The sequence below is a fragment of the [Clostridium] symbiosum genome (assembly GCA_036419695.1).
Classification (GTDB): Bacteria; Bacillota; Clostridia; order Lachnospirales; family Lachnospiraceae; genus Otoolea; species Otoolea symbiosa_A.
Genome location: CP143946.1, coordinates 61,988 through 75,670 on the forward strand (window position 1 = coordinate 61,988; position 13,683 = coordinate 75,670).

Consider the following 13,683-nt stretch of genomic DNA (forward strand, 5'->3'; position numbering starts at 1 on the left):
AACTGCGGAGAAATACTCAAGAGGCCGAAGAGGCGCCCCTGCTAAGGGTGTAGGTCGGGTAACCGGCGCGAGGGTTCAAATCCCTCTTTCTCCGTTTTCTTTTTTGAAAAGAACCTATTGAATATAATGTTTAAATAATTTGAAAAAAAGTGTTGACACTGACTGAGAGTTATGATATGATATTCAAGCTGCTGAAAACGAGCAGCGGTTCAAAAAAAAGAAATTCAAAAAAATAAAAAAAGTTGTTGACAAACAAAAGCGATTATGGTAAGATATAAAAGTTGCTGCTGAGGACAAAAACAGCGTTCAACAACAAAGAACCTTGAAAACTGAACAGTATGTAAAACCTTGAAAATTCTTAAAGAACAAAGGCTTTTGGTTAAGCCTAGAGGTTCGAGAGAACATTCAGAACAAAACCAAGTAAAAACGTGATACACTTGCGGAGCACGAGAGTGCTACAAAAGCGAACACAAACGGACAAAAATAGCCAAGCGATTTTTGAACGGAATCAAATCTTAAACATGAGAGTTTGATCCTGGCTCAGGATGAACGCTGGCGGCGTGCCTAACACATGCAAGTCGAACGAAGCGATTTAGCGGAAGTTTTCGGATGGAAGTTAGATTGACTGAGTGGCGGACGGGTGAGTAACGCGTGGGTAACCTGCCTTGTACTGGGGGACAACAGTTAGAAATGACTGCTAATACCGCATAAGCGCACAGCATCGCATGATGCCGTGTGAAAAACTCCGGTGGTACAAGATGGACCCGCGTCTGATTAGCTAGTTGGTAGGGTAACGGCTTACCAAGGCGACGATCAGTAGCCGACCTGAGAGGGTGACCGGCCACATTGGGACTGAGACACGGCCCAAACTCCTACGGGAGGCAGCAGTGGGGAATATTGCACAATGGGCGAAAGCCTGATGCAGCGACGCCGCGTGAGTGAAGAAGTATTTCGGTATGTAAAGCTCTATCAGCAGGGAAGAAAATGACGGTACCTGACTAAGAAGCCCCGGCTAACTACGTGCCAGCAGCCGCGGTAATACGTAGGGGGCAAGCGTTATCCGGATTTACTGGGTGTAAAGGGAGCGTAGACGGTACTGTAAGTCTGAAGTGAAAGCCCGCGGCTCAACTGCGGGACTGCTTTGGAAACTATGGAACTAGAGTGTCGGAGAGGTAAGTGGAATTCCTAGTGTAGCGGTGAAATGCGTAGATATTAGGAGGAACACCAGTGGCGAAGGCGACTTACTGGACGATAACTGACGTTGAGGCTCGAAAGCGTGGGGAGCAAACAGGATTAGATACCCTGGTAGTCCACGCCGTAAACGATGAATACTAGGTGTTGGGGAGCAAAGCTCTTCGGTGCCGTCGCAAACGCAGTAAGTATTCCACCTGGGGAGTACGTTCGCAAGAATGAAACTCAAAGGAATTGACGGGGACCCGCACAAGCGGTGGAGCATGTGGTTTAATTCGAAGCAACGCGAAGAACCTTACCAGGTCTTGACATCGATCTGACCGGGGAGTAACGTCCCCTTCCCTTCGGGGCAGAGAAGACAGGTGGTGCATGGTTGTCGTCAGCTCGTGTCGTGAGATGTTGGGTTAAGTCCCGCAACGAGCGCAACCCTTATCCTAAGTAGCCAGCACGTGAAGGTGGGAACTCTTGGGAGACTGCCAGGGATAACCTGGAGGAAGGTGGGGATGACGTCAAATCATCATGCCCCTTATGATCTGGGCTACACACGTGCTACAATGGCGTAAACAAAGAGAAGCGAGACCGCGAGGTGGAGCAAATCTCAGAAATAACGTCTCAGTTCGGACTGCAGGCTGCAACTCGCCTGCACGAAGCTGGAATCGCTAGTAATCGCGAATCAGAATGTCGCGGTGAATACGTTCCCGGGTCTTGTACACACCGCCCGTCACACCATGGGAGTCGGTAACGCCCGAAGTCAGTGACCCAACCGCAAGGAGGGAGCTGCCGAAGGCGGGACCGATAACTGGGGTGAAGTCGTAACAAGGTAGCCGTATCGGAAGGTGCGGCTGGATCACCTCCTTTCTAAGGAAGAAGAAGTAGAGGTTTTATATACTGTTGAGTTTTCGAGGATACAGAGTTAATTGCGCAGAAATGAAGAGACAGAAGCGATGAAAGCTTGCTTTCAAGAGCGGATGGAGCGGAATGGATGCATAAGTGGTGCCAACCACGACCGAGAAAAGCGTAGCTTTTGGAGGTGCAATTAACGTAGCCTGGAAATGAAAATTTCCGGTGGCGATGCGCTCAGGGGTCACACCCGTTCCCATCCCGAACACGATGGTTAAGACCTGAGCGGCCGATGATACTATATTGGTAACGATATGGGAAAGCAGGTGGCTGCCGGATTACTTTTTAAAAACTCACTCGCAAGAGTGTTTTATATAGAACGGACACATCTGAATGGATGAATTTGTAGTTTTTAACCAGATGAAAAAGACATCTGTGATGACGATGTGTTAACCCACTCCAGCAGGGTAGTGCTGTTCCATATAACTGGTTTTTACCAGTGATTAGTGAATTTGAGTTCATCGAGTTTGCTAATGACTGATAAACTTCAGTCAGATATGTACCTTGAAAACTGCATATTGAAATAATATCTAGATAGAGTTTCAAAACTCTTCTGAGTGGCTTGCCATAAGGAAGGGGAGAGAGACAAAATCAAGACATCCGAGGTGTTACACGAAAGTGTAACCGAAAAAAACAAACCAAAACGAATTTATTTGTAAACCTAAACCAGAGATTCAACGCTATGAATCTTAGACAAGAACCCGCACCCGCAGGTTTGAGTCAATTGGTTAAGCTAATAAGAGCGCAGGGTGGATGCCTTGGCACTAAGAGCCGATGAAAGACGTGATAAGCTGCGAAAAGCTTCGGGGAGGAGCAAATATCCTTTGATCCGGAGATATCTGAATGGGGAAACCCACTTGAGAAGACCTCAAGTATCCATACGCCAATACATAACGTATGGAAGGGAACCCGCTGAACTGAAACATCTAAGTAGGCGGAGGAAGAGAAAGAAAAATCGATTTCCTGAGTAGCGGCGAGCGAAAGGGAAAGAGCCCAAACCAGAGTGCGTGCACTCTGGGGTTACGGACTGCATACGTGAGCCGATTTGTTAATGGAACGGTCCTGGAAAGACCGGCCAGAGAGGGTGAAAGCCCCGTACATGAAAACAATAGGCAGCAGCAGGATCCAGAGTACCGCGAGACACGTGGAACCTTGCGGGAAGTCGGGGGGACCACCCCCCAAGGCTAAATACTTCTTAGTGACCGATAGCGCATAGTACTGTGAAGGAAAGGTGAAAAGGACCCCGGGAGGGGAGTGAAAGAGAACCTGAAACCCTGTGTTTACAAACTGTGGAAGCACGTTAAGGTGCAACCGCGTACTTTTTGTAGAACGGTCCGGCGAGTTGCGGATGCTGGCAAGGTTAAGCACTACAGGTGCGGAGCCGAAGCGAGAGCGAGTCTTAATAGGGCGTCAAGTCAGCATGTGCAGACCCGAAACCGGGTGACCTATCCATGTCCAGGTTGAAGTTTCCGTAAAAGGAAATGGAGGACCGAACGCACATCCGTTGAAAAGGGTGGCGATGAGGTGTGGATAGGGGAGAAATTCCAATCGAACCCGGAGATAGCTGGTTCTCCTCGAAATAGCTTTAGGGCTAGCCTCGTATTAGTTTAGCGGAGGTAGAGCACTGAATTTCCTAGGGGACGTCAAAGTCTACCGAAGAATATCAAACTCCGAATGCCGCGTAAATGATGTACGGGAGTCAGACTGCACGAGATAAGTTGGGTAGTCAAAAGGGAAAGAGCCCAGACCTACAGCTAAGGTCCCAAAGTGTGTGTTAAGTGGAAAAGGATGTGGGATTTCAAAGACAACTAGGATGTTGGCTCAGAAGCAGCCACACATTCAAAGAGTGCGTAATAGCTCACTAGTCGAGAGGTCCTGCGCCGAAAATGTCCGGGGCTAAAACACAACACCGAAGCTTAGGAATTGTCGTAAGACAATTGGTAGAGGAGCATTCTTAAAGGAGCGAAGCAGTACCGATAAGGAGCTGTGGACTTTTAAGAAGAGAGAATGCCGGAATGAGTAGCGAGATGGAGGTGGGAATCCTCCAGGCCGAATATCTAAGGTTTCCAGAGTAAAGCTGATCTGCTCTGGGTAAGTCGGGGCCTAAGGCGAGGCTGAGAAGCGTAGTCGATGGACAACAGGTTGAAATTCCTGTACTGCATATCATCAGAACTGTGGGGACACAGAACCGGTGCCAAACCCGGGAATGAAAAGACCGGGGCAAGCGTAGGACTGGTTAAGCTGGCAAATCCGCTTAACAACAGGAGGACGTGATGCGTAGCGAATTATTAGTAGCGAAGTTGGCGTAGGGGCTGTCGAGAAAAGCCGCTATTGTGTGATATGTACCCGTACCGTAAACCGACACAGGTGGATGAGGAGAGAATCCTAAGGCCGGCGGGAGAAGCATTGTTAAGGAACTCGGCAAAATGACCCTGTAACTTCGGGATAAAGGGTGCCCACGAGAGTGGGCCGCAGAGAATAGGCTCAAGCAACTGTTTAGCAAAAACACAGGTCTATGCAAAACCGTAAGGTGAGGTATATGGGCTGACGCCTGCCCGGTGCTGGAAGGTTACGAGGAGAGGTTAGAGCAATCGAAGCTTTGAATCTAAGCCCCAGTAAACGGCGGCCGTAACTATAACGGTCCTAAGGTAGCGAAATTCCTTGTCGGGTAAGTTCCGACCCGCACGAAAGGCGTAATGATTTGAGCGCTGTCTCAACAATGCACCCGGTGAAATTGAAATACCAGTGAAGATGCTGGTTACCTGCGCCAGGACGGAAAGACCCCATGGAGCTTTACTCTAGCTTGATACTGGGATTCGGTATTGCATGTACAGGATAGGTGGGAGACAAAGAAGGGAGGACGCCAGTCTTCTTGGAGTCACTGTTGGGATACCACCCTTGTGATACTGGATTTCTAACCAGCCACCGTGATCCGGTGGTGGGACAATGTCAGGTGGGGAGTTTGACTGGGGCGGTCGCCTCCGAAAGGGTATCGGAGGCGCTCAAAGGTTCCCTCAGAATGGTTGGAAACCATTCAAAGAGTGCAAAGGCATAAGGGAGCTTGACTGCGAGACTGACGGGTCGAGCAGGTACGAAAGTAGGACTTAGTGATCCGGTGGTATGAAAGTGGGATTGCCATCGCTCAACGGATAAAAGCTACCCTGGGGATAACAGGCTTATCACTCCCAAGAGTTCACATCGACGGAGTGGTTTGGCACCTCGATGTCGGCTCATCGCATCCTGGGGCTGAAGTAGGTCCCAAGGGTTGGGCTGTTCGCCCATTAAAGCGGTACGCGAGCTGGGTTCAGAACGTCGTGAGACAGTTCGGTCCCTATCCGGCGCGGGCGTAGGATATTTGAGAGGAGCTGTCCTTAGTACGAGAGGACCGGGATGGACTGACCTCTGGTGTATCTGTTAGGAATCAATCCTATGGCAGAGTAGCCAAGTCGGGACGGGATAAACGCTGAAGGCATCTAAGCGTGAAGCCCCCCTCAAGATGAGATATCCCATCGCAAGAGTAAGACCCCTTGAAGACGACGAGGTAGATAGGGCAGAGGTGGAAGCATGGCAACATGTGCAGCTGACTGTTACTAATCGGTCGAGGGCTTAACCAAAAGGTTAGGTTATGGATATTGCCAGAGTACTTAGTGAGGTATTGCCGAACTTAGTACGAGGCACGTCAGACACTTAACGAGGTGTTACCGAGTTTAGTGAATTGACGGGGAAACAAAGTTAAAAAAACGGATGAATTTCAATATGTGGTTTTGAAGGTATATATGGCCCAGTGGCTCAGTTGGTTAGAGCGCCGCCCTGTCACGGCGGAGGTCGTCGGTTCGAGTCCGATCTGGGTCGTTTTTTATAAAGATAAGGGGTCTTAGCTCAGCTGGGAGAGCATCTGCCTTACAAGCAGAGGGTCATAGGTTCGAGCCCTATAGGCCCCATTTCTTCTATAAAAACGCCGATGTGGCTCAATTGGCAGAGCAGCTGATTTGTAATCAGCAGGTTATCGGTTCGAGTCCGATCATCGGCTTGCATTAATCGCTTGGCGAGGTCTTTTCGAGCCTAGTCGATTAAGTACACCTGCGAAACGAGCGCGTTTTTTTGCGCGACATTGAGCATGGTGCTTCCTTAAAAGATAATTTGGATGGGTTCCCGAGTGGCCAAAGGGGGCAGACTGTAAATCTGTTGCGACACGCTTCGGTGGTTCGAATCCACCTCCATCCATTAAATAAGTGTTGTATTTTTCACACTTATTGTATATAATAGAATATGTAATAATTAGCGCGGGGTGGAGCAGTCTGGAAGCTCGTCGGGCTCATAACCCGAAGGTCGTAGGTTCAAATCCTGCCCCCGCAATTTTTTTGCAATGAGATGTGCGTAGATAAGCTGCCGAAAACTGGCAAGAGTGTTTGCACTCTTGAACGTTTTTGGCATTTTGTCTATATACGGCGAATGACGTAAGTGAAGACCGAAAGTCCCAGCTTCACATCAAAGTGCTAAAAAGGACAAGCCCAGATAGCTCAGTTGGTAGAGCAGAGGACTGAAAATCCTCGTGTCGCTGGTTCGATTCCGGCTCTGGGCACTTTGGTTTAATACCAATGGGGTATTAGCTCAGTCGGTAGAGCACTTGACTTTTAATCAAGTTGTCCGGGGTTCGAATCCCCGATGCCTCATGAATGAAACAACGAAAAGCGGAAAACCTTGTGGAATGCAGGCTTTCCGCTTTTTTGTCATTTAAATTTCTGATTTGAAATGTCAAGAACAGAGGGCGGTTCCTTCAATGAAGACAAAACTACGGAAGATTTAGTCTTCATGGCGGGAAATCTGCTCCGGAGCCCGGATAATACGGATTCCAGGGACTGGGTGGAGGCTGTCACAATCTTAAGCAGATACTCATAGTCGCCGCTGACACAGTAGGCCTCCCATATATCCGGTTCCTCTAAAACCGCATCTAAAAAGGACTGGTTTCCTGCAGTCTGCCTGCCCTGTAAATAGATCTGGCAATAGCATAGCAGCCTCTTATCCATAGCCTGTGCGTCCAGGATAGCGGTATATCCCTTTATAACGCCCTGTTCCTGGAGTTTCTGGACACGGTTGCTCACTGCCGGTGTGGATAGAGAAGTCCTGTTTCCAATTTCGGAAAAAGACATGCGGGCATTCTCCTGTAAGAGTTTTATAATCTTTTGGTCGGTCTGATCGATTTTTTTCATCCCCTTTATTCGCATTTAACTTAATTATAGCAAAAGTATGATTTAAACACAATTGGTGGTTAACTGTAAGCGGTTGTGCTTTATTTTTTATACCCGGTTATTCACAATTTAACGTTTTGATGAGGAAAAGATTAACATTTTAACGTGTTATTGTGGATAAATAGATGTTCTTTTTAATTGCCTTTATACTGTTAAGTGCTTGGAGGCCGCGTCAATGGAGGTTATGACGCTGTTACAAGCAAAAAGAGAGAGGGGATGAGAACAATGAGAAAAGAAACAAAAGTTATAAAAAAAGAAACAAAAATGATGAAAGCAGTCGGAGCGGCAATCTTGGGGAATACGTTTTTCGGCTTGAGTTTTCTGTTTTCCAAGGTAGCGTTATTACGGCTTGAGCCTTTTGTTCTGCTGGCAGTACGGTTTACTACGGCATTTTTAATTCTCAATTTAATATTGCTGACGGGAAAAGTGAAAGTCAGTCTGAAAGGGAAACCTCTGGGGAAAATATTATTACTTGGGCTGGTCCAGCCGGTTCTTTACTACACCTTTGAAAATTATGGCATCAGGGGCACGTCCACCGCATTTGCGGGTACGCTGCTGGCTGTCGTTCCGGTTATTACGCTGTTTGCCGGTATTATATTCAGAAAAGAGATTCCCTCCGGGCGGCAGCTTTTCGGTTCGGTCATTTCGGTGGCAGGGGTAGCCGTAATCTCATTGGTACAGCAGGACGGGAGTACGGAGATAAAGGGTATAATCTTTTTGTTCTGTGCGGTCATATCAAGTGTGGCATATAATCTGCTTATGAGGGATACCGCGGATTTTTTTACTTCGTTTGAGAGGACTTATGTCATGATTGCATTCGGCAGTGCATTTTTTATCCTTTTTGCGCTGGTGAAAACGGGCGGAAATTCTCTGGCGGCGGTACTTCGTCCGCTTCAGGAACCCTGTGTCTGGGGAAGCATCTTTTATTTGGCGGCGTTCTCTTCGGTTGGGGCTTTCTTCCTGCTAAATTATGCGTTTTCCTGTCTGAGCCTGGCTCAGGCAAGTATCTTTACGAATATGGTAACCGTAGTTTCAATTGCTGCCGGAATTGTGTTTTTGGGGGAAGCTTTTACCGTACTGCAGTTTATTGGATCGGCAGCCGTTCTTACGGGGGTCTTCCTGTCAAACCGTTCGGCGGGCGTATCAGATGAAGGAAAACGAAGATAATCCGGATTTGAAAAAACTCTATACCAGGTATAAGGTTTTCTCCTGTTATTTGGCGGGTTTATTTATGCCTAATCTGCTATTTTTATATTGACTCTATAGTAACTTGATCTTACATAATTAATACAGATATAAACCGGGGTTACGAAGGAAAGGAAAGGTGGATTATGATGAGTGTACAGGAGGAAACCGGTAAAAAGACGGTGGGGAAAACGTTAGGTACCTTTAAGTTTGTTGTGTTTTCACTGATTGGAATGTTCATGTTTTTTATTGATATTTCAATCGGAGGAGTAAAGACGACACCTCTGCAGCATATCTATAATTGGCTGAACGGACTGCTTGGTCCGGCCGTGCCGTTTATCGCTATGCTGTTCGTGATAGCGGGAGCGGCGCTGCCGTTCATCAGGGGAACGTTTAACCGCTCGATGTCGGATCGGATATTTACTGTTTTTAAAGTGCTGGGCGCAGGGGTGGCGGTCATGGCAGCATTTAATCTGGGGCCGGAGCTGTTTAAACAGCCCGATTATCTGCCGTTTTTATGGGACAATTTAGTCTGTTCCATTACCCTTATGTCGGTTATTTACGGTATTGGGTTTGTGCCGCTGATGTATTACGGCGTAGTTGAATTTTTCGGCGCGCTGATGCAGAAAATTATGAGAAAAGTGTTCCATACTCCCGGACAAAGCGCACTTGACGCCCTGGTATCGACTATCAGCGCGTATGGCACGGCCCTTCTTGTGACGAACAAACTTTATAAACGGGGGGTCTACACGGCCAGGGAGAGCGCCATTATAGCAACGGGCTTTTCCACCGTAGCGGTATCGTTTATGCTGATTATAGCGAATACGCTGGGGCTGGGGGAGCATTCAAGCCTGTTTTTGATTACCTGCCTGTTAGCTACCTTTGGGACAACCGCTGTTACCGCCCGGATTTATCCGATTACCAGGATTCCCAATTCTTATTATGATAAGCCGGCGGAACAGCCGCCGCAGCCGGAGGGAAGTGTTCTGGTCTTTGCATGGAATCAGGGAGTGGAAACGGCACGCAATGCGAAGTCGATGGTATCCCTGTTTAAAGATTACTATGTTGATGCCGTTCTCATGCTGACATCACAGGTGGCAAGTATTCTCTCCATTGGACTTCTGGGGATTCTGATAGCCGACATGACGCCCGTATTCGACATCATCGGACTTATTTTCTATCCGTTTACATGGCTGTTCCAGATACCGGAACCGATGCTGGCGGCAAAGGGGGCTGCCATTGAGATTGCTGAAATGTTTCTTCCAGCGGCCGTTGTGGCGGGAGCGCCGGTTATCACAAAATTCACGGTAGGAGTGACGAGCGTATCGGCCATATTATTTTTCTCGGCCTGTATTCCGGCGCTGACGGCTACGGATATCCCACTGAAAATGAAGGATATCCTGATTATCTGGATTGAACGCACGATTTTATCCCTGGGGATCGCATCGGCCGTGGCACATATATTCCTACGGTAAGATGAACGGCTCCGGATGAAATAAAAAGAAAGGGTGGAAATAGAAATGCCGATTATTTTAAATGACCATTTTACACAGACAATGATTGATATGACCTGGAGGGAAATTAAAGAACTTGCAGACGGTAATGCGCTTGTAATTCTGCCCCTCGGCGTGGTGGAAGAGCATGGGCCCCAGCTCAGCCTTGGAACGGATACTTACCTCGTCTATGCAAAGTGTGTGCTGATACGGGACATTCTGGAAAAGAGAGGCCGGAAAGCGGTGATCGCGCCGCCATTTTACTGGGGAATTAACCAGGCGACGGGAGCCTTTCCGGGATGCTTTACCTCGCGGCCGGAAACGGTTATGGCGATGATTCAGGACATTATAGAGTCTCTTGCCAATTTTGGATTTACCAATGTGTTCGGTGTGAACCATCACGGAGACAGCGTACATGGAAAGGTACTGGTTGAGGCATTTGGGCAGGCTGCAAAAAATACGGGAATGAATGCCAGGTACGTCCTGGAACATCGCCTTAAGGCGCCGTATGGCCTGGAGGGGACCGAAAAACATGTTACATTTTTAGGACCTGAGGTCATTGAAACGCCGGAAACAGGGTTTTTCGATATCCATGCGGGAGCCGTCGAGACGGCCCAGATGCTCAGATACTATCCGGAACAGGTAAACCGGCCGCTGGCCGGGACGCTGCCGCCCCTTGAGCTGGGGAAGGAGGATATTCAGAGATGGATGGCAGGAGGCCGGGATACGCTGTTCCTGACTCCGGACGGTTATCTGGGCCATCCGGCAGAGTACGGCAGGGTGACGGTTCAGTTTGAAAAGTATGCGGAAGGAATTGCAGAGTATATTTTCCATGACGCAGTCTGAAAGAAAAGGGTGTATGCACAATATGCATATGCCCTGTTACTATTCACAGGTAATGTTCCGCGAGGCGTTTTATTGTTCACAGCGCAATGCGGTGTGAACAGTAACTATGCCCTCTTCGGCTTTTTGCATAACCCGATATTAAGTATTCACCTGGCCCTCCTCTTTGTGATATAATGACCAAAGATGGGTAACGCCAGGCAGTTGATAAAAGAATGAAAGATTTGGCGGAGGAGGTGCCATGAAATCACTCTATACTATTTCTGAGGTAGCCGGTTATTTTAATGTTTCGAACCAGACGCTGCACTATTATGACAGGATTGGCCTGTTAAAACCAAGTATTGTGGATCCTCAGACAAAGTACCGCTTTTATGATCAACAGCAGTTTAATAAGATGTTCATGATAAGGGAACTGAAACGGATCGGCTTTTCCCTGGATGAGATAGCAGTCTTTGCGGAGAATAAGAATCTGGAATCCCTTGGCGAAGTACTGAAAATAAACCGCGGTGATGTAGAAGATAAAATACAGGAACTGATCAGCATCCGGGAGCGGATTGATTTTTATCTGGAGATGATCCGGCTGGCCGGCCGGGGCCATCGTAAAATGGAGTGTGAGTTCAGATATATCCCTGCAAGATACGTATTCTATATCAATGCTAATTTTGAACTGAATGAGCTGAGCCAATATGTAGAGGTGCTGTATAAGGCATATGTGAAGGCGGCCGGGCTGTCTATTCCACGGGAGCTTGACAATAAAATGGTTTTGGCGATGGATCAGGACAAGATTCAGCAGGGAAAGTTTAAGTATTACAGCGGAATCGGCCTGCTTGTGCCGAAACCGTTTAAAAGTCCCAATGTGCTTGAGCTGCCGGAGTCGCTCTATGCGGCAGTGATCCACATAGGCGATTATGTCGGCCTTCCCGCCGAATATAAAAGAGTCTGTTCTTTTATCGGGAAAAATGGATATCAGATAAACGGACACGCAGTAGAGGCGTCCCTGATCAATATTGTGCATACCAGTAACCCTGAAGATTTTGTGACAGAGATTCAGATACCTGTGAGGGAATTATGACATTAAAAGACTTGCATTACATCAGCCGGATAGCCGCTGAAAAAAATATGACAAAGGCAGCGGCGAAACTTTTCGTTGCACAGCCGGCTCTCAGCCAGTGTGTCCAGAAGGTGGAGAGGGAGCTTGGCACGCCTGTGTTCATCAGGACGGCGGCAGGCGTGTCGCTGACGGCGGAAGGCCAGCGGTTCCTGGAGTTTGTGAATAAGATGCTTTATGAAGAGCAGCAGATGAAGAAGGAGATTGAAGATATCGCCCATGCGGAGCGGGGAGAGGTGAGACTTGGCTTTACCGGATCCCAGGCGGCTCATGTCCTGCCGCAATTTCTGCCGAGATTCCGGGAGCAGTGTCCCCATATTGACATTATTCTGGAGGAAGCGGCCAGCGACAAGATAGAGGAGATGCTGGCGGCGGGGGAGATCGACGTGGGCATTTTACATCCTCCGATCCTTACACCCGGCCTGGAGAGCTTTGAACTGATACACGACCAGATGGTGATTGTACCCCGCAGGGACAGTGATTACCGGAAATTCATCTATAGAGAGAAAGAGGACGGCGACGGTTCCGGGCGTCCCTATCTGGATATCCGGTTTCTGGAGATGGAACCGGTGGCACTGACACCGGGCCGGCAGAGGAGCCGCATGGTTACGGAACAGATTTTTGCTAAGGCCGGAATTATACCGCGGGTCAAGCAGGTGTCGCGTAATCTCAGTACCTTGGATGCGCTGGCACAGGCGGATTACGCCACCGTGATACTGCCCGAAAAACAGATTTCGGCCGCACTAAAGGAACGGGAATACTTTTTAATTGACGAGCGGTACGGTGTGCCATTCGGCTTCTTTGCCGCCCTGTTACAGGGAAGTTATGTTTCACTGGCAGCACAGAAAATGCTCCTCTTTTTGCGGGAAGAGTTTAATTTGACATAAAGATAAGATCATGATAGTATGTAAGTGTTACCAAAGGTTTAAGTATTTTTAAAACATAGCCCAATAACGTCAGACCGAAAAAAAAGAATATGCCTTTGTAAGACCAGACTTTCGTATCATATATGCTGTATGTTTGTAAAATAAAACGATCGAGGGGGATTGCTTTTTCATGAGAAAAACGAAAGAAGATGCAGAGCTTACAAAGCAGAATCTGCTTGAAGCGGCATTTCATCTTTTTTTAGAGAATGGTTACGACCGGACGTCACTTGAGCAGATTTGTCAGCTGGCCCAGGTTACCAGGGGGGCGGCGTATTGGCATTTTAAAAACAAATATGAGATTTTTGAGAATACGGTCATTGAGACGTTGAACCGTATCCATAATGTGGTGGTAAAGAACATCGCCCACAATGACGGCCTTAAGGACGAGGAAATTCTGGTTGAACTTATGTGGCTGCCGAACTGTATGACGGATGATTTCCGGTTTGCCAGGAAGACGATGGCTTATGTCCAGGGACATGACGAATTTTCTGAGTTGAGAGAGAGAATGCTGGAGGATAAGAAGCGCCAGTACAGTTATTTTCTGGAGCCTATCAGGCGTATTAAGAACAGAAATAATAAACTGGATGATATATCGGAGAATGAACTGGCTTTCCTGATGTTCTATGCATTGGACGGTGTTTATATCCAGGACATTCCGAGAGAGATTGCTATAGGAATTGATAAAAAACTGATTCGGAAGTATGTTCATCTGCTTCTGAGAGAATAGAATGTAAAAGAATAAGATGTAAAGAATAAAAGATGAGAGATTAAAAGTGAACAAGATAGAG

General features: G+C 47.7%; 7 protein-coding genes, 8 tRNA genes and 3 rRNA genes. 17 read left to right on the forward strand and 1 reads right to left on the reverse strand.

The genetic code is table 11. The features are described 5' to 3' along the window. Positions 1-6: 6 nt before the first annotated feature. The 11 genes from V3C10_00335 (at position 7) to V3C10_00385 (ending at position 6,764) form a co-directional block, all read left to right on the forward strand. Positions 7-94 (forward strand) — tRNA-Ser (locus V3C10_00335). Between the two features lie 423 nt (positions 95-517). Further along, positions 518-2,049: ribosomal RNA gene (locus V3C10_00340) — 16S ribosomal RNA — on the forward strand. 203 nt (positions 2,050-2,252) lie between these two features. Then, a 5S ribosomal RNA gene (rrf, locus tag V3C10_00345) occupies positions 2,253-2,370 on the forward strand. A gap of 447 nt (positions 2,371-2,817) precedes the next feature. Beyond that, positions 2,818-5,705 (forward strand): 23S ribosomal RNA (locus V3C10_00350). The 16S, 23S and 5S rRNA genes sit together here with 8 tRNA genes alongside, the layout of an rRNA operon. Positions 5,706-5,869: 164 nt before the next feature. Next, positions 5,870-5,943 (forward strand) — tRNA-Asp (locus V3C10_00355). A gap of 16 nt (positions 5,944-5,959) precedes the next feature. Continuing rightward, positions 5,960-6,032 (forward strand) — tRNA-Val (locus V3C10_00360). 16 nt (positions 6,033-6,048) lie between these two features. Next, positions 6,049-6,121: transfer RNA gene (locus V3C10_00365), tRNA-Thr, on the forward strand. Between the two features lie 112 nt (positions 6,122-6,233). After that, a tRNA-Tyr gene (locus V3C10_00370) sits at positions 6,234-6,315 on the forward strand. 58 nt (positions 6,316-6,373) lie between these two features. Further along, positions 6,374-6,447: transfer RNA gene (locus tag V3C10_00375), tRNA-Met, on the forward strand. Positions 6,448-6,600: 153 nt separating this feature from the next. Further along, positions 6,601-6,673, forward strand: a tRNA-Phe gene (locus tag V3C10_00380). 18 nt (positions 6,674-6,691) lie between these two features. Then, positions 6,692-6,764, forward strand: a tRNA-Lys gene (locus V3C10_00385). A 57-nt stretch (positions 6,765-6,821) separates the two neighbouring features. On the opposite strand, the gene V3C10_00390 is transcribed toward V3C10_00385, so the two are convergent. Further along, a complete protein-coding gene (locus V3C10_00390) occupies positions 6,822-7,316 on the reverse strand; it encodes an Lrp/AsnC family transcriptional regulator (GenBank protein ID WVP62322.1) in 495 nt (164 codons plus the stop codon). Between the two features lie 249 nt (positions 7,317-7,565). Between V3C10_00390 and V3C10_00395 the strand changes: the two genes are divergently transcribed. The 6 genes from V3C10_00395 (at position 7,566) to V3C10_00420 (ending at position 13,622) form a co-directional block, all read left to right on the forward strand. Next, a complete protein-coding gene (locus tag V3C10_00395) occupies positions 7,566-8,507 on the forward strand; it encodes a DMT family transporter (protein ID WVP62323.1) in 942 nt (313 codons plus the stop codon). 164 nt (positions 8,508-8,671) lie between these two features. Then, positions 8,672-10,000: a YjiH family protein gene (locus V3C10_00400; protein WVP62324.1), complete on the forward strand. Its 1,329-nt coding sequence runs from the start codon at positions 8,672-8,674 to the stop codon at positions 9,998-10,000. A 45-nt stretch (positions 10,001-10,045) separates the two neighbouring features. After that, positions 10,046-10,864 (forward strand): creatininase family protein, encoded by an 819-nt coding sequence (locus V3C10_00405; GenBank protein WVP62325.1) that lies wholly within the window; start codon positions 10,046-10,048, stop codon positions 10,862-10,864. Between the two features lie 238 nt (positions 10,865-11,102). Beyond that, on the forward strand, positions 11,103-11,933 hold the full coding sequence (locus tag V3C10_00410) for a MerR family transcriptional regulator (protein WVP62326.1): 831 nt from the start codon (positions 11,103-11,105) through the stop codon (positions 11,931-11,933). Further along, positions 11,930-12,856: a LysR family transcriptional regulator gene (locus tag V3C10_00415; GenBank protein WVP62327.1), complete on the forward strand. Its 927-nt coding sequence runs from the start codon at positions 11,930-11,932 to the stop codon at positions 12,854-12,856. Before V3C10_00410 ends, V3C10_00415 begins: the two co-directional genes overlap by 4 nt. A gap of 169 nt (positions 12,857-13,025) precedes the next feature. Further along, entirely contained in the window at positions 13,026-13,622 is a 597-nt protein-coding gene (locus tag V3C10_00420) for a TetR family transcriptional regulator (GenBank protein ID WVP62328.1), read from the forward strand. Positions 13,623-13,683 lie beyond the last annotated feature (61 nt).